Annotated in this window: 15 protein-coding genes and 2 pseudogenes; 4 read left to right on the top strand and 13 right to left on the bottom strand. The window is 40.1% G+C overall.

Features of this window, described 5'->3' with window-relative positions:
• Positions 1 to 300 precede the first annotated feature (300 nt).
• Positions 301 to 656: pseudogene (locus HNQ34_RS17810) on the bottom strand (transposase).
• A gap of 79 nt (positions 657 to 735) precedes the next feature.
• Positions 736 to 1,236 (bottom strand): helix-turn-helix domain-containing protein, encoded by a 501-nt coding sequence (locus HNQ34_RS13620; RefSeq protein WP_183255557.1) that lies wholly within the window; start codon positions 1,234 to 1,236, stop codon positions 736 to 738.
• Between the two features lie 528 nt (positions 1,237 to 1,764).
• On the opposite strand from HNQ34_RS13620, the gene HNQ34_RS13615 reads away from it, so the two are divergent.
• The 3 genes from HNQ34_RS13615 to HNQ34_RS13605 all read left to right on the top strand — a co-directional run bounded on the left by HNQ34_RS13615 (position 1,765) and on the right by HNQ34_RS13605 (position 5,342).
• Positions 1,765 to 2,940, top strand: coding sequence for an AGE family epimerase/isomerase (locus HNQ34_RS13615; RefSeq protein ID WP_312856134.1), 1,176 nt, complete (start codon positions 1,765 to 1,767; stop codon positions 2,938 to 2,940).
• Positions 2,937 to 4,118, top strand: coding sequence for a glycoside hydrolase family 130 protein (locus tag HNQ34_RS13610; RefSeq protein WP_183255551.1), 1,182 nt, complete (start codon positions 2,937 to 2,939; stop codon positions 4,116 to 4,118). Before HNQ34_RS13615 ends, HNQ34_RS13610 begins: the two co-directional genes overlap by 4 nt.
• A 210-nt stretch (positions 4,119 to 4,328) precedes the next feature.
• Positions 4,329 to 5,342, top strand: a complete 1,014-nt coding sequence (locus HNQ34_RS13605; protein WP_183255548.1) for a substrate-binding domain-containing protein — start codon at positions 4,329 to 4,331, stop codon at positions 5,340 to 5,342.
• Positions 5,343 to 6,319: 977 nt separating this feature from the next.
• Here the strand turns inward: HNQ34_RS13605 and HNQ34_RS13600 are convergent.
• Positions 6,320 to 9,466, bottom strand: a complete 3,147-nt coding sequence (locus HNQ34_RS13600; RefSeq protein WP_183255546.1) for a glycosyl hydrolase — start codon at positions 9,464 to 9,466, stop codon at positions 6,320 to 6,322.
• Positions 9,467 to 9,754: 288 nt separating this feature from the next.
• On the opposite strand from HNQ34_RS13600, the pseudogene HNQ34_RS13595 reads away from it, so the two are divergent.
• Positions 9,755 to 10,460, top strand: a pseudogene (locus HNQ34_RS13595) (IS982 family transposase); the annotation flags it as partial.
• A gap of 81 nt (positions 10,461 to 10,541) precedes the next feature.
• Here HNQ34_RS13595 and HNQ34_RS13590 read toward each other — a convergent pair.
• From HNQ34_RS13590 to HNQ34_RS13540, 10 genes are all read right to left on the bottom strand, one after another.
• Positions 10,542 to 12,053, bottom strand: a complete 1,512-nt coding sequence (locus HNQ34_RS13590) for an HD-GYP domain-containing protein (RefSeq protein ID WP_221277437.1) — start codon at positions 12,051 to 12,053, stop codon at positions 10,542 to 10,544.
• Positions 12,054 to 12,151: 98 nt separating this feature from the next.
• Entirely contained in the window at positions 12,152 to 12,337 is a 186-nt protein-coding gene (locus HNQ34_RS13585; protein ID WP_183255540.1) for a hypothetical protein, read from the bottom strand.
• A gap of 60 nt (positions 12,338 to 12,397) precedes the next feature.
• The gene (locus tag HNQ34_RS13580) at positions 12,398 to 13,825 is read right to left on the bottom strand and encodes an NAD-dependent malic enzyme (RefSeq protein ID WP_183255538.1); all 1,428 of its coding nucleotides are present in this window, start codon (positions 13,823 to 13,825) and stop codon (positions 12,398 to 12,400) included.
• Between the two features lie 827 nt (positions 13,826 to 14,652).
• Positions 14,653 to 14,964 carry a DMT family transporter gene (locus tag HNQ34_RS13570; RefSeq protein ID WP_183255532.1) on the bottom strand — a complete coding sequence of 104 codons (312 nt, stop codon included), beginning with the start codon at positions 14,962 to 14,964 and terminating at the stop codon, positions 14,653 to 14,655.
• 5 nt (positions 14,965 to 14,969) lie between these two features.
• Positions 14,970 to 15,689 (bottom strand): glycerophosphodiester phosphodiesterase, encoded by a 720-nt coding sequence (locus HNQ34_RS13565; RefSeq protein WP_183255530.1) that lies wholly within the window; start codon positions 15,687 to 15,689, stop codon positions 14,970 to 14,972.
• 63 nt (positions 15,690 to 15,752) lie between these two features.
• Complete coding sequence (locus tag HNQ34_RS13560; RefSeq protein ID WP_183255526.1) at positions 15,753 to 17,081, bottom strand: ABC transporter substrate-binding protein; 1,329 nt, start codon at positions 17,079 to 17,081, stop codon at positions 15,753 to 15,755.
• A gap of 15 nt (positions 17,082 to 17,096) precedes the next feature.
• Positions 17,097 to 17,909 carry a carbohydrate ABC transporter permease gene (locus HNQ34_RS13555; RefSeq protein WP_183255524.1) on the bottom strand — a complete coding sequence of 271 codons (813 nt, stop codon included), beginning with the start codon at positions 17,907 to 17,909 and terminating at the stop codon, positions 17,097 to 17,099.
• On the bottom strand, positions 17,906 to 18,784 hold the full coding sequence (locus tag HNQ34_RS13550) for a carbohydrate ABC transporter permease (protein ID WP_183255522.1): 879 nt from the start codon (positions 18,782 to 18,784) through the stop codon (positions 17,906 to 17,908). The genes HNQ34_RS13555 and HNQ34_RS13550 overlap by 4 nt, the downstream gene beginning before the upstream one ends.
• Positions 18,756 to 19,859: an ABC transporter ATP-binding protein gene (locus HNQ34_RS13545; protein ID WP_183255519.1), complete on the bottom strand. Its 1,104-nt coding sequence runs from the start codon at positions 19,857 to 19,859 to the stop codon at positions 18,756 to 18,758. Before HNQ34_RS13545 ends, HNQ34_RS13550 begins: the two co-directional genes overlap by 29 nt.
• Positions 19,852 to 20,427: a glycerol-3-phosphate responsive antiterminator gene (locus tag HNQ34_RS13540; RefSeq protein WP_183255517.1), complete on the bottom strand. Its 576-nt coding sequence runs from the start codon at positions 20,425 to 20,427 to the stop codon at positions 19,852 to 19,854. Before HNQ34_RS13540 ends, HNQ34_RS13545 begins: the two co-directional genes overlap by 8 nt.
• Positions 20,428 to 21,227: the final 800 nt, after the last annotated feature.

Below are 21,227 nucleotides of genomic sequence, written 5' to 3'. Positions count from 1 at the left end.
TTTATCAATAAAGTTAACGTTAAGCTTACAAAGTAATTTTATAATGTTAACGCTTTCTTGTCAATTCTTTTTCTTTATTGTCAAAATATTAATTTATCTTTATTTAAAAAACGTATTTTTTAGAAAGACGAGTCATACTTCTGTTTAAGTTTGTCATTCATTTTTCTGTGAAAATCAAAAGAACATGGCCGAAGCTGTATACCTTAGGATCCGGCTGGATATACTATATAAATTTAACTTAGCATTTCGACTTCTCAAGAGGCACATCCCAAGCGCTGTAGAACCTCGTAACCACGATGTTCAATATACTCTTAAGAAGCTGTTCACCGACTGCTCAATGGCTTGTACGTCTTTGTGAAAACGATTGGCAATGACAGACTCTTTTAACCATTTCCAAAGATGCTCAATGGGATTCAGCTGTGGAGAATAAGGTGGTAAAAAGATCAAAAAAGCTCCTTTTCGTGTTCGCGTAAAAACTCTTTCACCTGCTTCGCATGGTGAATTCGAGCGTTATCAATAACGAGAAGAAGGTGCTTTCCTTTAATAGGATTGTAAAAGATATTTCCAAACTCTAGAAAGGACATGGCGTTACAAGCAAGGGCCTGTTGGATCCAAATCCCCCCAATTGAGTACGTTATAACCGCACTAAATAATATGACACTCGCATGGTACCCATAAATCGGGATTTGTTTTTGTTTGCCTACCTCAGATTTCCATCTCTTTCACAAAGGCACGTTATTGTTGCTCGTTTCCCTTTGCCAATATATAGGTAGGGCGCGTATAAGAAAGGCCTATGCGGCGAAGCATTTTATAGACGCCCATTCTCGTCATGGAAATCACATAGTGTTCTTGAAGATAAGCTCGAACGATGCGCGTATCCCAAGAAGCCGCCATTCCGAATCTTTCATCGAACGGCGTGCTGGTCACAATCATTTGTTTTAACTTCATTTGTTGTTCTGCCGTTAGAAATGGGGTTTTCCAAGTGGTACTTTCTTGTGGTACTTTCTTATCAAGAAGCTTCTCAAATCCACCGTCGTTGAACAAAGACACATAGGTCAACATGGATTGGCGGTGAATGTTCAACATGGAGACGATCTCTTCGCCCAAGTAGCCCTCCATGATCAACCGAACCGCTGTCACTCGTTGATGCAACAAAGCTTCCTTGATTTTGCGTTCTTCTTTTTGTAATTTTCGAATGATGAATCCGTGATCATTTGTAATTTTTAATCGTTTCATTGGCCTCATGTCGCTCCTTTTCCGTTGGGTTCTAGGAGCAATATCGGCAAAATAACCATACCTTATACGAAAGTTAAAACCTTAAGTTACATTTATATACAAATAGCCAAAAAAGGCAATTGAAAAGCAGAGCCACCTTATTTTTAGGTGTCTCATATATTTCTTATTCTTTTTGGTTATACTAACTGATTTGCGGCTCTCGGAACGATTTTTTCCGAGAGAGCGTACAGTAAATAATGGTGAGCATTCGGTGCGCGATCGTAATGAGTGCTTTTTTTGTTCCCCTTCGTGCTTTCAATGACCAAAACTTTGCTGCTAAACTCTGATTTTTACATCGGGATATGTTCAGACTACAAATCGGCATTTAAAGTATTAAATAAGAAAACGTTTGCGATTGGTTCATTAATAAAAATTAGGAACGACTTAATCTATATTCATTGTTTACCATCATTGACAAAAACCTTTTTCTTTCAGTAAGATTTAATTAAGTTATCGATTAACTAAAAATTATTTATGGAGGTAAAACAGGTGCTAACGCTTGTCCGCGAAGTAGAGAACGAGTTATTTGAACACATATTGCCATTTTGGGAAAAGTTAGTGGACTATGAGTATGGCGGTATTTATGGGAAAGTTGATTTTGATTTACGTGTTGATCAACAAGCCGATAAAGGCGGGATCGTTACATCCAGATTTTTATGGACATTTTCATCGGCTTACCGTGTCACTAGAAACGAAAAATATTTGCAAATCGCCAATCATCTTTATCAGTTTTTAGTTGAAAACATTTACGATGACGAATATGACGGACTTTATTGGTTAGTTAATTACAAAGGTGAACCAAAAGACACTCGAAAACACGTATATACACAGTCTTTTGGAATTTATGCTTTAAGTGAATATTATCGAGCGAAAAACGATGAGAATGCGCTTAAACTTGCTAAAAACCTTTATTTTTTAATAGAAAACAAAGGTTTTGATCCAAAAAACAATGCCTATAAAGAAGAATTTGATCGTGAATGGAATGAGATGCCAAATGAAATGTTGAGTGAAAACGGTGTCCTTGCCGATATTACGATGAACACTCATATTCACGTGTTAGAGGCATACACAAACCTTTACAAAGTGTGGTCAAATGAACAATTAAAAGAGAGAATTGAAAACCTCCTGCACATCCTTTATCACAACATTTACGATCAAAACAGCAAATTTTTAGGTGTCTTTTTTGATAAAAATTGGAACAGTTTGATAGATATGAAATCTTTCGGTCATGACATTGAAGCGAGTTGGTTAATTGATGAAGCGTTAAAAACGATTGGCCTTGAAAAAGAAGAGTATGTCCAAATGGTCATAGATATTGCCTATAACATTGCTCATACCGCGATTCAAGCGGATGGATCGTTAATCAATGAACAAGTAGACGATAAGATTGATACATCAAGAGTATGGTGGGTCCAAGCAGAAGCAATGGTCGGCTTTCTTAACGCCTACGAGCGAACAAAAGATGTTAAATTTTTAGAATTGGTGAAAAATCTTTGGGAATATACGAAAAAATATATTATTGATCATCGGGATAATGGTGAATGGTACTGGTCTGTTGATGAAAACGGAATCCCTTCGAAGAAAAATATCTGTGATCCATGGAAGGCTTCGTATCATAATGGAAGATTTTGTTTGGAAGTTATAGAAAGGATGAAAGGAAAATGATTCATGAGAAATATTACGAGCTATTAGAAAAACAGGAGAAATTAATCGCAAGAAAAAACGAAGTAAATGAGGAGTTTTATAATGGTGTTTACAATCGGTATAAATACCCTGTTCTTACACGACACCACATACCGATTCATTGGAGATTTGATTTAAATAAGGAAACGAATCCGCATTTTATGGAACGGTTAGGGGTTAACGCAGTCTTTAATCCAGGTGCTATTTATTTAAATGGGAAATATTATTTGGTTGTTCGTGTAGAAGGTGTTGATCGCAAATCGTTTTTTGCGATTGCAGAAAGCGAAAGCGGCATTGATCAATTCCGCTTTATCGATGTTCCGTTAACATGGGAAGATATCGACAAAGAGGAAACGAATATGTATGACATGCGGCTTGTCAAACATGAAGATGGTTGGATTTATGGGATTTATTGTTCTGAAAGTAAAGATCCAAATGCGCCGCATTATGATACTTCAAGTGCCGTTGCTCAAGCAGCTTTGGTACGTACAAAAGATTTAAAAAAATGGGAAAGATTACCTAATATTCAAACGCCGTCTCCTCAACAACGAAACGTTGTACTACATCCGGAATTTGTTGATGGAAAATACGCGTTTTATACCCGCCCACAAGATGGTTTTATCTCAACAGGTACTGGCGGTGGAATTGCGTTCGGTTTATGCGATGATATTGAAAATCCTGTAATTAAAAAAGAAAAAGTTATCGATGAAAGAAAATATCATACCGTCTATGAAGTGAAAAACGGTCAAGGACCTGCTCCGATTAAAACGGAAAAAGGTTGGATCCATATTGCTCACGGCGTTAGAAACACGGCAGCAGGATTACGTTATGTTTTATATACTTTTGCTACAAGCCTTGAAGATCCATCAAAAGTAATTGCAAAACCTAGTGGGCATTTCATCGCGCCATATGATGATGAACGGGTCGGGGATGTCTCAAATGTCATCTTCTGCAATGGAGCTGTTGTGAATGAAAAAAATGAAGTGTTTATTTACTATGCATCTAGTGACACTCGTATTCATGTAGCAACCACAACAGTAGAAAAATTGGTCGATTATACTTTCAATACACCAGAAGATCCGTTCCGTTCTCTTGACTGTGCAAAACAGCGTATCGAATTAATCGAGAGAAATAATGAACTTTTGTCAAAGCATAAATAGTATAAGCAGGAGGGATCTACCGATAACGCCACATAACGATCGGCAATGGCCGATCGTTATGTCACTTTTAAAGACTTAACAGCAAAATCGCAGCATTTATTTGTTATTTTGAAATTAAATAGAAAAAAGATGATCAAACAGATATACTATTAGTAGTGAATTCATTGCAACACGGATTGTTTGTTTTTAGGTGTAGCCGGAGGTGATGAGATGAAAAACAGTGTCACGATGCGTGATATAGCAGAAAGATTGGGTGTCAGCAGTGTAACCGTTTCAAAGGCACTTAATGATAAAGAAGGTGTAAGTGAAGAGCTGCGTACAAAAATAAAAATGCTCGCTGAAGAATTGGGATACCGCTTTAACGCGGCGGCCAAATCAATGAAGGAAGGAGTTACTTATAATGTAGGGGTTATCATTCCTGAACGGTTTACAGGACTATCCCAATCGTTTTATTTAAAAATATATCAAGCGATTTCTAAGAAATTGGAGGAACACGGTTATTACGGAATGTTATATATACTGGATACCGAAGATGAGGAACAATTAAACCTTCCAAGAATTTATTATGAACAAAAAGTAGATGGTATAATTCTTCTTGGTCAAATTAGCAAGGATTATATTGAAAAAATCCAGAGTGTAGACATCCCGAAAATCTTTTTAGACTTTTATGATGAACATAGCGATGTAGATACGGTGATAACAGATAATTTTTATGGTGCTTATGAAATAACGAATTATTTAATCAAAAATGGCCATCGAAAAATTGCTTATGTCGGGAATATTTACTCCACAAGCAGCATACAAGACAGATTCTTGGGCTATTTTAAATCTTTATTAGAACACCGAATTAAGTTAAACGAAAAGTTTATTATTAATGACCGGGATGAACGGGGGAAATATATTGATATTGAGCTCCCTGATGAATTGCCGACGGCGTTCGTTTGCAATTGTGACCAAGTTGCTCATAATTTGGTGACAAAACTTAAAAAGCTTGGATATAGTGTTCCTGATGATTTTTCCGTTGTTGGATTTGATAATGATATTTATGCAACCATTACGGATCCCCCGTTGACAACTGTTGAAGTGGATATAGAAGAGATGGCGAAAACAGCTGTTCAATTTATCATTGGGAAAATAAAAAATAAACATCGGAAGTTCGGAAGAGTACAAATAAAAGGGAGAATTATTTACAGAGATTCTGTAAAAAACATTGAAACAAGGTAATGTTATTACCTTGTTTCTTTTCTAATCTCCAATAGTTTTTTTCAATTGAAAGGAGAGAACGAAATGGATAATAAAATCTATACTTTTTTTCAAACGGTCTACAAATGCATTCAAATCAGTATTTTCTTTTGGTTATCACTCCTCAAGGGAGTGTTTATTTATAGTCTAATACCTTCTTTATCCTCATTATTCCGAACTGTTGATGATTTTTTGCTGCAAAAAGATGTTCAAGACATAAAGGAGTTATTTGATCAGCATTTTAATAAATTTCGCACATATAAGCTATTGTCCTTTACGTTTTCATTGTTATTGATTATTTGCTGGTCTTCCCTTTTTTTTCTAAACAAATCAGAAAGCAGTTATTCGCTGGCGTTGACGATTGTTGTCGTTTATTTATTAGTCGTCATTTTTATTGCTCTCATATATTTTGCGAATTATACTGCGTTTCGGCCTTTGACCGTTAAACAGACATTAGCCTTGTCATTTTATTCTTTATATCGTCATCTCATTCACTCTCTTTATGTGTTGTTTTGGACCATGCTCTTTATTTGGGTCGCAAAACTGAATTTGGTTTTTTTTATTTTCTTTGCACCATTCTTATACGGGATAGCAGTCAGACTTTCGTTAAAAAAAATCTTGAAATAATGATATTGGGAAACTAAGAGCCGGTGGCGATACAAAGTTTTGGATGTATCTAGAGATGATTGAGATATGGGCAATTAGGGCTTCCCCTTGCAGAGGCCGGTGATTTTTAATTACATCTATCTGTGTTCGCAGTCTTTGGTCTTGCGAATATTCATGAATTTATAAGAGCTTTTGTCGGAATCAAACGCGCACTTTCGAAAAAGTGGATCAATAATGTTATAAACCCTTATGTCGCCACTCCTTCGAATTGAATGATTTGATATGGAAAAGCATCCTGCAGAGGGGTCATTGTAAATGACCGTCATCCGAGGATGCTTTTTTGTCAATTACAATTATTCGGACAATGCCACGTCATCCACATAGACGCTGGCATTACCGGTCCCGCTCGTCGGTTCGATTTTTACACCAATCGATTTGACGTTATCAATCCCCCATGCAGGATTGAGAGAAATGGTCAGTGTCTTGAACTCGCTAGAATCAACGGCAACCATTCCGCTGTCGTGCCATTGCCAGTTCGATCCTGTTTTGATATAAAGGCGCGCATTTGCAGTGCCGGTGGATATCTTTACTTTCGCACTGATCGTCTTCACAGCGGAAAGATCGACAACCTGTACTTTCGTCAGCTCAAAGCCACCTGTCTTCGTCAAATCGAAGGTCGATGTCAGCGAATGGGTGCCTTTCGCGGCTGCGTCAGTTGTGATAGTCGGAGTCGTCGCGTTGGCTTGGTTCTGCTCCACTTCCCATCCTTGAACGCCCGTTTCGAAATCATAGAGCGTGCCGGGCTGCTCCGGCGTGCTTCCCGGGCCGGTTCCGCCGTTCGGAACCGATGCGGCGGTTGCGTCGTAGATCGCTTTAATATCGTCGAAATACAGGGTACTGCTAAGCGTCGTACCGTTTTTGGAGTTTACATAAATTGCGAAGTCTTGTACGTTTTTTAGGCTTATTTTATTGAGTTTTTTGCCTAAATTAGCGGTATCCCAAGGTGCGACGGTGAAATCGTTGAAGTGAAGCTCAACCCATCCCGGTGTAGTGGAAGCAAGCGACGGATACGCTTCGTAGTATACGCCGTCCACTCTGAGCTGGATAACAAGCTTCTGATCTTTCCCGTCCGGTGTGAGCCAGAATTTCAATTTGTTGAATCTGGACCAATCCACTCCGCCCAACGATTTCGTAACACCCGCATAACCTGAACCAGCAAGCGTATAGTCAACCTTCATAGCATATGTGCCGCTGCTTTTGTGAGAGCCATCCAATGAAACCGTAATCGTGTCCCCACCTGCTTTTACAAACTTTTGCTGTAAGACAGCGTTGCTGCCTTGGTAAGACTCAAAATCGTCTACCAGCGCAGGATCAGTCGGCGTTTCTGTATAGGTGCTGAACAACTTGATATTGTCAACATATACTGCACCGTTCAATTCCAATCCATTTCCGACAATAGAGAGAACAAGCCCCTTCGCCGCCGACAACTTAGCCGGATCGTTCAGATCAATCATAACTGGAAATTCCGCATATTTAACCCTATTTATTGTAACCGTTTGCAAATTAGCTAATGCTTTCTCTGTGGTCGTCATTCCATATTTTTCATTCCAATCTGGAGGAAGCATTATAATTCCGCGCAAGCTGGCATTTGCATTTTGTTGTCCTGCGGATACTGGAACGAGCACATCAAATTTCACACGGTTAACATTGGAGAGCGGAACAATGTCCTTAATATTGGATAACTCTAACTTAATCTCTTGCCACGTGTCGGTACGTACCATACCGGTTATGTTAATTTTCAGCTTACCATTTCCGTTCAACCTAGCATGTTCAAAATTCGTCTTAATTGTATCCGGCCAAGTACCGATGTTTCGGATCCCTTTAATATCCCTATCAAATGTAAATTGCTTAATCAAAATTTCGGGAACTTTGACAAACACATTTACTGTCTGCTTCATCACGGTCTTGTTTGGCATATAGGACTTCACCGTAATTTTGACCGATTTACCGTTAAACTTGGAAACCGGGGACCAATTCGCTGAATAGTAGCCATCTGCGTCGAGTTTCATCGGCACTTCTTTACTGGATCCCTCAACGACATAAACGACTTTGGACGGTTTTTGGTTAAGCACTCGGACACGAATTTTCGTCGTCGCCGTTTTTACCGTAGCATTGTCCGTCGGTGAAGCAATATGCATGAACGGCTGCTCTTTTGCAGCTTCGACTTTATTATTGTAAACACCTTTCACTTCACGAAGGAACGCCGTATATGGATCTTTGTAGTAGTTGATAAAGTCAGGTAAAAGCTCATGGTCGCCCAAGCCGTTCGGAGCGTCATTGTAAGGAACGAATAAGTTACCGTTCAGACCGAAATTGGCCCAAGTCTGCATATAAGCGATGCGTTTGGCGTTCCGATCTGCTTTGATCGCATTCAGGACTTTGGTAAACCACTTGAGATCTCCGTTACCCGTTGTCTTCATCCCTTGTGGGCTATAGCCAAACTCCGAAAACGCTGCGATTTTTCCTTTGGTATCGGCTAATTTGGATATCATCTCCAAATCTTTCACTAGATTGGTGAGGAATTGGGTAGTCCCCGGATTAGATTGGTTATCATATTGGTCCATTCCGAGAATGTCGACATAGTCATCGCCAGGATACGTGGTCAAGTAGTTTGCTTCACTTCCGCCGAAAGTTCCATTCGGCGAATAAACGTAAAGGAAATTGTGGACACCTTTCTTATCCCGCAAGTATTCTACCGTATAACGGTAAATCTCAATATACTGGCTAGGTGTCGTCGTTTTGGCGCCCCACCAGAACCAACTACCGTTTTGCTCATGAAACGGACGGAACAGAATCGGGATCTGTTTGCCCTTATCGTCTTTAAGTTCTTTGGCAAACTGTGCAATGTTATCTAAGAAAGAATTAAACTCTGCATTTTTGTCGCCACCTGGCAAAATATGTTCAACAACATTTCCTGTAGTATCATTGAAACTGCCACCTGTTACAAAATTCGGCATATGTGCGCTTAACGCAATAATACCTCCAAGTTTATGAACCTTCTTCATAGAAGCTACTAAGTTGGCACGACTTTGTTTAGGGTCGTTTGGAACCCCAGGCTTTTCTTTACCTTCCAAACTTAAGGTGTCCCATCCAAATACAGCTGGGAAATCACCGACAGAGTTTTTTACTTCAGATTCGAGTTCTTTAGAGCCTATAAGCGTTAACCCTTCATCGATTGCATGTTGGTGTCCAAACAAAACCTGTTTACCGCGAACATCTTTAAGATACGCAAACAATGACTTAGTATCATCAGTTGCTAACGGGTCGACCAAATTTTCTACCCGTTTACTGTTCGGTTTGCTAGGATTTTTTTGTTTTTTCGCTTGTGATACAGTAGATAGCGAAACGGATGATGTCACTGAAGTTTGAGCATATGCTGATATTGTGGATAAAACTATCGTAGATGACATAAAAAACACTAGCCATTTTCCTATTTTCATAACACACCTCCTAATAATAAAAAATAGAAAAATATAATAATTAACAATTATAAAAAAATTAACTCCCCCTTTCTTAAAGCATTAATTAGTATCTAAAAACATTATACTTTAAAGTTATCGTTAAAGTAAATAGAGTAGTATCTATTTTTTTGTTTTTAAATTATAAATAAACTAATATAACTTAAACCCGTGGTGCTAGATAAAATCGAGTAAGTATAAAAATATAGCCCTTGCCTGTGGATCTCCTGTAGAATTGAAAGTGCTATCCAACATTCGAAAAGAGAATCTTTAGGAAAGCTGTTTGGCTTCTCTTCCGAACGTGCATGGCATCGCATTGTCATTGGAAATTTATTCACAAACGGAAAGTTTCTCGAACGCTCTCGGTACAACCGCCGTTGCCGAGCGCTGCGTTTTTGCGATCAAATGGATTCGCCATGAACTGGCGAAACGTGGTCAACACCATGCCTATGCGGTGGTAGATAACATGCCAATCGAGTTGTGCCATACCGCAAGAATGTACCGTGTCAAACGATTCCAAGGGATTGCGGACATCGGACTTTGTGCGTCGAAAAAGTAGTATATGGGTTTAAGTTTCATCTTCAAGTGACAGATCAAGGACTGCCTATGGGATACGTGGTGACGGAAGCGTCCTGTCACGATCGAATGGCAGCTGAAACAGTCATGACTCAAATTCCTCATGCCTATAATTGGAGGACAAGAGATTCATCAGTAGCGAATTGCAAAAAAGTTGTATGAAGAGTGCAATATCGCATTTTGGACTCCATCTCGTAAAAATCAGAAACACCGTCCATCCGAAGCATGGAAGAAGTGGCTCAAGCAAAAACGTAAAGTCATAGAAACGGTGTTCTCTATCCTAGTTGACCAGTATCGTATCACAGAAATCCTTTCCAATTCGATTGCAGGGTTTGAAGTGGCACTAAATGTCATATTGTTGGCGTATTCGCTTGTAACATTTGTGCTAGTTGAGCGCTAGCGCTCAACTAGCACCACGGGTTATTAATAAAATTTATATACCGCTTAAAAAAGGATATTCCGTCACTCTAGGAACATCCTTTCACCCTACCCGCTCCGGATAAATGTGAGAATGTTGCTCTTTTAAATAATCGACAAAATGATCAACCATTTCCGCATCCCATTGCGTTCCTTTTCCGCCTAGCAAAATCGACACGGCTTTTTCGACGTTCATCCCTTTCCTGTACGTACGGTCGGACGTCATCGCATCAAACGCATCCGCCACCGCAATAATGCGACCGAACAACGGAATTTGTTCACCTTGTAAACCATCCGGATATCCTTTTCCATCGATTCTCTCATGATGCGAACGAATTCCTGGAAGCAAATCTTTCACTTCTTCGATCGGCTGCACTTGCCGTAAAATATTTTCACCAAGCACAGGATGTTTTTTGATCCACGCAAATTCTTCATTCGTTAACCTTCCATCTTTCAACAACACCGCATCTGGAATGCCAATTTTTCCGATGTCATGAAGAATGGCAGATTTATACAGTTTTTGCAGCTGCTCTTCCGGAAGGCGAAGGCGTTTACCGATCTCTAATGAGTAAGTAGCCACCCGGAGCGAATGGCCTGCCGTATACGCATCTCTCGCATCCAGAGCCGTCACCATGACGGTAATAAAGCTGTCAAGCAACTGTTTGTTTTTCTCTTCCCGCCCCAAAATCGCTTCCACCATATGGTTAAAGCCGTTTGTTAACTCAGAAAACTCGTCAATATAGACGTTATCGTAAATCATTTCAAACGATTCCACCTGAACGCCTTTCATACTTTTATACAACTCTTGAATGGGGCTTTCAATTTCCTTCGCTAAAATGTGCGCCGCAAAGAAAGAGAAGGCAACCGATATACATAACACCATAAATACCCAGCCAAAATCGGCGGTAGAAAGCGTCGTTTTGACTTCGCTTGCCAAAACGAATAGTATAATTGGAAACGTCCCGATAAATAAGACGCTTAATTGAAGTTGAAGCTTGATCGGCACATAGACGGCATTCGTCGCTCCAACTGCTTCTGTCCAACCATTTTGTCTTCCGATTTGAATGATTTCCCGGATGAGCGGTTTCATCGCCTGAACGGTAAGAAAAAATTCAAGTACCGCATGAAGGCTGGCGATTAAAAATGCGCCTAGCAGCGCGTATAGTATATAGACATAAGGAATATCCAACATCCTTTTGTAAATCAAGACTGTTGTCATGACAACGGCTGGGACTGACAGACCGAGAAAATGGGGAATGAAAATACGCCGAACCGTCAGAAGAGGAAACCGCTTCGCTTGCACGAGGGCGAAGTAAAATTGCTGTTCGCTGAAATGAGGGGAAAAAAACAGATTTCGAATCGGGGAAATATCTTTTTGAAAGGCACGGTATTCAAAGATAAACATAATAATTAACGAAAAAAATTGCACAAAAAGCAGTAAATATAAATCGCTTTTCATCACGTCAAGCGTCATTGTCATGAACGTACTTCCTACCCCAACAACGGCAATGAGCGAACCGATCATATAGTTTCTAAAAAGATAAAGCAATGTCCGTTTATACGTCGTCACCTGCATCAGCTCCTTTCTCTCTTTTCTTTATTATACCAGCTCCTTTACCCAGTAAGAAAGGGACTTGCTTCGTTTATCCAAATTTTCCTTATGATACATTAACATCAACTCGTCAAATTGAACATAAACAGAAAGATAAACAGAAAGACAAACAAAAAGGTCAAAACCGCACCGAGCACGATTTGGTTATGAGGATCGCGGTTTTCGTTTAACTTTTTGAGCAAGGAAACGACATTCAAAAACCATAGCACACCAACCAACGGTGTAACAAACAGCGACAAAAACAGCATAACACCCCTCCCTTATCAAAGCTGCCGAAACCTCACGAACAAGAGGTTTCGGCACTTCCTTTATTCCGGTTTAAACATAATATCATCTTTGCGCGCCACTCCGGTTTGATACGCTGCTTTAATGACCGCTTCGCGCACTCTTTCCGCTACTTTGCTGTTAAATACACTCGGGATAATATATGTTTCGCTTAACTCTTCGTCCGTCACCACAGAAGCAATCGCTTGCGCTGCTGCTAGCTTCATCTCCTCGTTAATCTCAATCGCCCGACAATCGAGCGCCCCGCGGAAAATGCCTGGGAAGCAAAGGACGTTGTTAATTTGGTTCGGATAATCAGACCGGCCTGTCGCCATGACGCGGACGTACGGTTCCGCCAACTCTGGATCAATTTCTGGAACAGGGTTGGCCATCGCAAAAACGATCGGGTCTTTCGCCATGCTCTGCACATCTTCTACCTTCAAAATTCCAGGCGCCGATACACCGATAAACACATCCGCACCTTTAATGACATCGGAAAGCGTGCCGCTTATATTTTCCGGATTCGTTAATTGCGCATATTCATTCCAATACGGATTGTCATATTCCACCCCGCGATGAATCGCTCCATGGCGGTCGACACCGATAATATTTTTCACACCGGCCGCCAACAAAATTTTCGTACACGCAATTCCAGCGGCGCCGATCCCTGTTAACACAACTTTAATATCTTCAATCTTTTTGCCGACGATTTTTAACGCATTTAAAAGACCAGCGAGCAAAACAACTGCCGTCCCATGTTGGTCGTCGTGAAAAACAGGAATGTCCAATTCTTGTTTTAACCGCTCTTCAATTTCAAAGCAGCGCGGAGCCGAAATATCTTCTAAGTTAATGCCGCCAAACGCCGGCGCGATTGCCTTGACAATTTGAATAATTTCTTCTGTATCTTTTGTATCTAAACAAATCGGAAACGCATCGACACCTGCCAACTGCTTAAACAGCATCGCTTTCCCTTCCATTACAGGCATTGCGGCATGCGGCCCGATATCACCTAATCCTAATACCGCTGTTCCGTCGGAAACAACCGCCACTGTATTCCGCTTAATGGTTAAGGAATACGCCTTGCTTGGATCTTCGGCAATCGCCGTACATACACGCGCCACTCCCGGAGTATAAACGCGCGATAAATCGTCGCGTGTTTTGATCGGAATTTTCGATTTCACCTCAATTTTTCCGCCGATGTGCATCAAGAAAGTACGATCGGATACATTAATAACTTTTACTCCATGTGTTTTTCGTAGCGTATCCACAACTAAATCGGAATGTTTGGAATCCAACACACTAACAGTAATATCGCGAACCGTATGTGTTTTACTTGAAGAAATCACGTCGATCCCGACAATATCTCCCCCCGCCTGGCCGATCGCTGTAGCAATATCGCCAAAAGATACTAAATTTTTTGCAAATTGAATACGGATTGTAATATGCATGCTTGCACCGCTTGGCATCGCCATATGTATCTACCTCTCTTTCAATCTTTTGCTGTTTAGTCAAGAACAAAGGTTTCATTGTTGAATGGTTGTTGTGCCAGTATGGCCAGGCGAGCTGACTTGTCCTACCGCTTTGGGCAATGCAAGATATAGCCATTATACAAATTCACAGCTGACTGTGGCTAGTATTTTCATCAAATCCCCTTTAAATTCGCTTCATTTGCTGTAATTCCTGCTGAACGAAAAAGAAACATCTATCAATCAATTTTACTCCCTACCTATGTGTGGGAACAACCGATTATTCACTGTTACTTTCGTAAAAAAAGCAGCCGTTAAAGTATGACTGCTTTAGCAATGACGCTCTAAATGTACTTTCAAAGTATCTTACTAAATATCCTCTTTTACTTGTAATGAATGACGGTGACCATTGTATCTGGCTGCATTTATGCTGAATGATAAAGCGCGCCAAGGTCTGTTCATAGTTTTTCTACCCCAGCCAGCAAAACTGTTTGGGCATTCACGTGCATACACAAACAATCAATTCTTTTCAGGAAATTTTTTTCATCGGCTCTCGGCAGGTGCACTGTCAGTTGTCAAGTAGAAAAACATTGAAACGGCCTTATATTCCATCAATTTTTATAGCTCATCAATTGACATGTCCTATTGCCTGTTGATTAGAAGGGTTGATAATTCTGGTACATCTTTTCCGTTTTCAATCCTAGATATTGTTTTTTGAGCCACTCCTGTCGTTCTGGGAAAGATCAGCTGAAACAATTTTTCCGATCACGTTCAGCCACTAATTTACCTACAACCTCCAATCGAATTTAGTCAGACATTTAACAAAAATTCATCTAAAAGCTTTTTAACATCACTACACCTATAACAATAAAAGCAATACCGATCGCTTTCATTACATGCATTGGTTCATGGAAAAGAAACATGCCAATAATCGAAATGAGTACTATGCCCAATCCAGACCAAATGGCATAAGCAATCGATACATCCATTCCTTTTAATGCTAACGCCAATGAACTAAAACTAATTCCGTAGCATACGATCATACCGGACGTCGGAAATAGTTTTGTTAATCCATCCGACCATTTCATCGCGGTTGTTCCGGCTACTTCAAATAAAATAGCAACAGCTAAAAATAACCAATGCATATGTATCACCGTCCATGTGAAAAAAAACGATCGGGATAATCTGTCATTATCGCTTTCACTCGCTGTTTGGCAACTTTTGTGAACAATTGAGCATCGTTAATCGTATACACACATATGTCCATATATTTGCTCATTTCTTGTCCATATGGGGTGAATAAAAAGGTTGGATCTCCATGAATTTCTTCTGCTTGAATCGATTGGGCTACATGATTGACTCCTCTTTTCTCCCCTTCTACTAAAACAGCAAGCGGAATAGTATTGCTCAATTGTCTTAAATGAACAAGGCTTGATGGACGAAAAGATGAAAGAACAATGCGATGTGGCATCGTATATGCATCTAATAATTTTAACACTTTTTCTTCTAAATTCGGATAATGAATCGTATCATTTTTCAGCTCAATGTTTAATGTAATCGCTCGCTTTTGTTCACTTGCCCAGTCCAGCACTTCAACTAAAGCGGGAATACGTTCACCAGCAAACCGCTCATCAAACCAGCTCCCTGCATCGAAACAGCGAAGTTGACGATATAAAAAATCTTTCACATAACCAATTCCGTCCGTCGTTCTCTCAATACGCTCGTCGTGAATGACAACGAGTTCACCGTCTTTCGTCATTTGTACATCAAGTTCGATCCCGTCTACCCCAAGCTCATACGCTTGTTGAAAAGCGATCATCGTATTTTCTGGATACTTCCCGCTAAATCCGCGATGAGCATAAATATTCATTCATCATCCCTCCGTTGTTTAAATGAAGAGAGAACGAACGTTACCGCCCGTTCCCCCATTTTTTTATCGTTTACGCGCCATTTCTAATTCACGATTTGTTTCGGCAACTGCTCGATCCAATGCTTCTTTCGGGTCAACACCTTGATACAAACTTTCCATCGCACTAACGACACGTTGGCGAGACTGTGGAAAAACAGAAATCAGTGCTCCTTGCGTTGCTGGCGTTGCTTTCGTTTCTTTTAACTGATTCACTGTGACTTTTAATTGAGGATATTTTTTCCATTGTTCTTTCACAAGTGGTAAATCGTAAGCAGCTGGATTAATGGCAAAATACCCTGTTTTGACATGCCATTTCGCTTGTACTTCCGGAGTTGTGAGATATTTCATAAATTCCCATGCTGCTTTTTTCTGTGCCTCATCTGCATCTTTTATCATCCATAGCGAAGCGCCACCAATGATGACTCCTTGCCGTTCGACGCCGTCTGGAATTGGCAAATACGATACTCCTACTTCAAACGGTGCACTGTCAACAATTGTACGCACTCCAGCCGAAGAATCTAAGTACATGGCTATTTTCCCGGATTGGAAAGCTGCACGCATATCATCCCAGTTTTGACCGACATTATAAAACGTTCCTTCTTTATACATATCTTGAATTAATTTAAAAACACGCAATCCTTCTTCGCTATTAAACACTGCTTCTGTCGCTTCACCTTTTCTGCCGTTCTCTTCATTTACATACAATCCACCTTGTACCGCTAGCATTTGCTCAAAAAACCATCCGTAATTTAAAATCGAAAAACCATAATTTCCGTTTTTCGTTAATTTTCGTGCTGCTTCTTTTAACTCGCTATACGTCATTGGCGGTTTTTCTGGATCTAATCCCGCTTTTTTAAACGCATCTTTATTGTAAATAAGCACTGGGGTCGATGAGTTAAACGGCATCGAATAAATCGTTCCGTTCACCGTATAGTAATTGACGATATTTTTCTCCCACTGCGAAACGTCATAATGATCTTGATCAATAAACGTTTGCACTGGCTCAATTTTTCCACTATCAATCATATATTTCGTTCCAACTTCGAACGTCTGCATAATCGTTGGCGCATCTTTCGTGCCGGCTACCGCATTAAATTTTGTCAACGCCTCTTCATACGTTCCTTGAAACACTGGTTTAACTTCGACCGTCGATTGTGATGTGTTAAAATCATGAACAATTTCATTTAGTACTTTTCCTAAGTCTCCTTCCATCGCATGCCAAAATACAACTTCTGTTTTCCCTTTTTGCGTTTTGTCTTCAGAAGAAGGTTGCGCGCTTGCTTGTTCAGTTTTTTCGCTGCTGCAACCAACTAACAAAAACAGCAAACTAAATAATAATGAAAGCTTCTTCATTTCCTACTCTCCCCTTTATTTAATCGCTCCTTGCATAAGCCCTTTTTGCAGTTGTTTTTGACCAATAAACAATAACAGCAACGTCGGCATAATTACAATCACAACCGCAGCCATCACCACCCCCCATTCTGTCGCCATTTCTTGTGTTTGCATTTGCTTTAACCCAATTTGCACGGTTCGCACTTTTTCATCATTCGTCACAAGAAGCGGCCATAAATACATGTTCCATGTCGTTAAAAAGCTGTATACGCCAAGTGTCGCTAAACTTGTTTTCGAAAGCGGCAGAACGACATACCAAAAAAAGCGAAAATGGCGAACCCCCGATACTTGGGCAGCTTCATACAATTCAAACGGGATCGTTTTAAAATGTTGCCTTAACAAAAAAATACCGAATGCGAGAGCGAAAAACGGGACAGTCAAACCGAGATAACTATTTGTCCACCCAAGTTTTTGAATGGTCAAAAAGTTCGGTATGACCGTTGCCTCCCACGGAATAAGCATCGTGGCAATTGTCATAAAAAATAAAACATCCCGCCCCCAAAATCGCAAAAATACAAAAGCGTATGCAGCTAAACTCGAAACAAGGAGCTGTCCAATCATAACGATGAACGATACGATAAAACTGTTCCATAAATAGCGAAGCAACGGCACCTTTTCAAAAGCGGTCACATAATTTCGTAGCGACCATTCATCAGGCCATAAAACCCCTTGAAGTAACTGTGCACCACTTAAAAAGCTAATAATGAATGCATAACCGATTGGAAACATTACAATAACGGCGCCAATCACTAGCAATATGTAAGTCACCATGGAACGAAAGATGCTCATTGGTAATGCACCTTCCTTTCAACAACAGCAAATTGTACGATCGTTACAAGAAGAACAATGAAAAATAAGACAACCGCTTGAGCACTCGCGAAGCCAAAATTATAATTAATAAATGCTTCACGATAAATGGAATATACAATAACTGTTGTTGCATTCATTGGCCCGCCTTTTGTTAAAATGTCAATTTGGCCAAACGTCTGAAAAGCGTGAATAAGTGATACCGTTGTCACAAAAAAGAGCGTAGGCGACAAAAGCGGAATCGTAATGCGCCTCAATTGGTACATGTAGCTCACTCCAGCAATTTTCGCATTTTCATATAAAGACGAATCAATGTTTTGCAATCCTCCAAGCAAAATTAGAAACGCAAAGCCAATATTCATCCATACCGTTGCCACAGCAGCTGCAATAAGCGCTGTGTCTGGATTAAGCAACCATTGTCGTTCTTCTCCCCCTAATGCTGCAATGATTCGATTAATGACACCTATTGCTGGATTGTACATAAACATCCAAATGACCGACGATGCGGCTACGCTCATCCCTAACGTTGATGAAAACAATGTACGAAACAATTGAATTCCTTTGACTTTTTCATTGGCTAGTAGCGCTAAGCTAAGCGCAATAATAATGGTTGGGGGGACTGTATATAAAACAAACAATAATGTCGCCTTCACGCTTTGTTGAAAATTGACATCTTCCAGTAAATAACGGAAGTGTTCCAACCCAATAAAGTTTGTTGGGTTCCCTTGAAAGTCGGTCATATGTACACTTAAATAACCGGTTCGCACCATCGGGTAAAAAACGAAAATTGCAAAGAGAAGGAAAGATGGAAAAATATATAACATCCCCTCAAAATTTTGTTTCACGGAACGAAACATAATCGTCACCTACTCCCATATACAACCTTTCACCAGCTTCGTTAAAAAATAGCACATGTTGTTCATCAATCGTGACAGGCACTTCGTCACCTACGCGAACCGAACATTGTCCGTTCCAACGCGCAATCCAATGCTCCTTTTTCGTTAATGCAAACGTGATGAGCGTTTCTGTCCCAAGTCGCTCGACATTCACAACTTTGACAGTAAAATACGGATCATTTTTGTTTGCCAAACGAATATGTTCTGGACGTACACCGATTGTAATGTTTTTTGTTTCAAGCGGAAACCGATGGGCTAGTCGCATAATCCTTTCTCGATTAAAAATTAATGATTGTTCTAACACATCTGCTTTTGTCATGTTCATTGCCGGCGAGCCGATAAACGACGCGACAAATATATTCGCAGGATGATTGTATACATCAAGCGGTTCACCGATTTGCTGGACACGTCCACCATTCATCACCATGATGCGATCAGCCATCGTCATCGCTTCGATTTGGTCATGCGTAACATAAATCATTGTAATGCCTAGCTGCTGCTGCAATTGGCGAATTTCGAAACGCATTTTCGCACGCAATTTCGCATCTAAATTAGATAACGGTTCATCCATTAAACAAATCGGCGTTTGGGCAACGATTGCACGCGCCAAGGCAACACGCTGACGCTGACCGCCCGATAACTGACGAGGCTTATGTTTTAAATAGTCTGTTAATCCAAGCATCTCGGCTGCTTCCATACATCGTTTTTTTCGCTCTTGCTTCGATATTTTTTTCGTATGTAAGCCAAACGTAATATTTTCCTCAACGGTTAAATGGGGGTATAGTGCATAATTTTGAAACACCATTGACAAGTTGCGTTCGCTCGGCGGAACATCGTTCATTTCTTTTCCATTGATCCGCAAACTTCCCGACGTAATCGGCTCAAGTCCGGCGATCATTCTCAACAACGTGCTTTTGCCGCATCCAGACGGCCCGACAAGCACAAAAAACTCCCCTTTTTCAATTCGTACATTTACATCATCAACGACAAACGTCTTTCCGTCGTATGATTTTCCTATTTGAACTAACTCAATCATATAATCCCTCTTTCTGAACCGTTTTCCATAATGTCGGATTTCCTGTTGACACCGCGATCGCCCCGCTTTGCAGCGCCTGTGTAATATGGTGGCGATGTTGAACGAGTCCACCTGTAATAATCGGAATGTTTGTGCGCTGAACAAGGTTAGCAACCATCTCCGGTACGATCCCTGGCATCACTTCCAATGCATCGGGAGTGATTTCAGAAACTTGTTTTAGTCCATTCTCCACCGCATCTGTATCGACTAAAAACAAGCGTTGAATCGTCCAAAGCCCCTCTTTTTTTGCTAGTTGCACAAGTGTACTTTTCGTCGTCACAATGCCGTGCGGTCGGATAAATTTTGCTAAAAACTGTAGCCCTTCTTTGTCATAGCTAATACCAGGAATTTTTTCTACGTGTACAAAAACGTATCGACCGTTTTCTTTTAGTACATCAACATATCGTTTTAAAACGCTAATCGTCCCTGTCTGTAAAAGTACTGTTTTCCATGTCGTTTGTAAAAAACGTTCGATATGTTTCGGCTGCTTAATCGCCGCAATAAGCGGATCTTGTAAAAATACCGTCATATGTGCCTCCTTTCAAAAATAAAAAAGAAACCGAGAACATACATAGAGAAAGATCACTCACTCTACGCTGTCTTCACGGTTTCTCACTATCTCCACCAAGAAATATTCACTTCTTGTCATACATGTTACCAACTGTTTGTTAAAAGAGTATAAACGATATATTTATTTATTTTGAAATATTTGTAAAATGACGTTTACAAATCAACTGATCGACATCTTGTATCAACTACTTCACATCGTCGTAAGGAGGCGTCAGCTGCAACATTTTTCGCAACATGAAACATGTCAAGCTCTTCTTCCTAGCTTTTTTCCTCTTCCCTTGTCGGCTCGTACGACGAATACAATAAAGCTTCAATGATTTGTCAATTGTATATCGTTTTGATCGTCGCATTGTTTTGGATGCAATGAACAAGTGCAAGAGACAAAGCAAGAAATCGAAGGATATGTCAAAAAAATGACTGAAAACGGACAGTAGTTTTTTTCATTTTATATCCGGATCATTACTCTCCACGTTATATCTCAGCTTGTATTGAGATGAAAATGGAAACGAAAAATTGGAAATTCTTTATAGTACATTTAGAGGTATTCCCCTATTGATCTTGTATAGTGTAAACAGTGATAATGGTCATTTAATTATAATTATTATAAAAAAGTATGAGTTTTAAAAATAGAGCAAGTACAAAATTATATAAATACAACTGGGAAGTTTAACTTATGGCTGACGAAAAAGTAGACTCCCTATTTTTTCGACTGTCGGAGGCAAGTCTGTGACTTGCCTTCGTCACGCCTTCGCGTGACAG

It is taken from the genome of Anoxybacteroides tepidamans, from assembly GCF_014201465.1.
GTDB classification, from domain to species: Bacteria; Bacillota; Bacilli; order Bacillales; family Anoxybacillaceae; genus Anoxybacteroides; species Anoxybacteroides tepidamans.
This window is presented reverse-complemented; position numbering and strand designations above follow the sequence as displayed.

Excerpts from the sequence above, each read along its gene's own strand:
- HNQ34_RS13610 (WP_183255551.1), top strand. The coding sequence starts at position 2,937 with ATGATTCATGAGAAATATTACGAGCTATTAGAAAAACAGGAGAAATTA.
- HNQ34_RS13600 (WP_183255546.1), bottom strand. The coding sequence starts at position 9,466 with ATGAAAATAGGAAAATGGCTAGTGTTTTTTATGTCATCTACGATAGTT.
- HNQ34_RS13580 (WP_183255538.1), bottom strand. The coding sequence starts at position 13,825 with ATGGCGATGCCAAGCGGTGCAAGCATGCATATTACAATCCGTATTCAA.
- HNQ34_RS13570 (WP_183255532.1), bottom strand. The coding sequence starts at position 14,964 with ATGCATTGGTTATTTTTAGCTGTTGCTATTTTATTTGAAGTAGCCGGA.
- HNQ34_RS13555 (WP_183255524.1), bottom strand. The coding sequence starts at position 17,909 with ATGAGCATCTTTCGTTCCATGGTGACTTACATATTGCTAGTGATTGGC.
- HNQ34_RS13540 (WP_183255517.1), bottom strand. The coding sequence starts at position 20,427 with ATGACGGTATTTTTACAAGATCCGCTTATTGCGGCGATTAAGCAGCCG.
- HNQ34_RS13590 (WP_221277437.1), bottom strand. The coding sequence starts at position 12,053 with ATGCAGGTGACGACGTATAAACGGACATTGCTTTATCTTTTTAGAAAC.
- HNQ34_RS13560 (WP_183255526.1), bottom strand. The coding sequence starts at position 17,081 with ATGAAGAAGCTTTCATTATTATTTAGTTTGCTGTTTTTGTTAGTTGGT.
- HNQ34_RS13565 (WP_183255530.1), bottom strand. The coding sequence starts at position 15,689 with ATGAATATTTATGCTCATCGCGGATTTAGCGGGAAGTATCCAGAAAAT.
- HNQ34_RS13620 (WP_183255557.1), bottom strand. The coding sequence starts at position 1,236 with ATGAAACGATTAAAAATTACAAATGATCACGGATTCATCATTCGAAAA.
- HNQ34_RS13550 (WP_183255522.1), bottom strand. The coding sequence starts at position 18,784 with ATGTTTCGTTCCGTGAAACAAAATTTTGAGGGGATGTTATATATTTTT.
- HNQ34_RS13545 (WP_183255519.1), bottom strand. The coding sequence starts at position 19,859 with ATGATTGAGTTAGTTCAAATAGGAAAATCATACGACGGAAAGACGTTT.
- HNQ34_RS13585 (WP_183255540.1), bottom strand. The coding sequence starts at position 12,337 with ATGCTGTTTTTGTCGCTGTTTGTTACACCGTTGGTTGGTGTGCTATGG.
- HNQ34_RS13605 (WP_183255548.1), top strand. The coding sequence starts at position 4,329 with ATGAAAAACAGTGTCACGATGCGTGATATAGCAGAAAGATTGGGTGTC.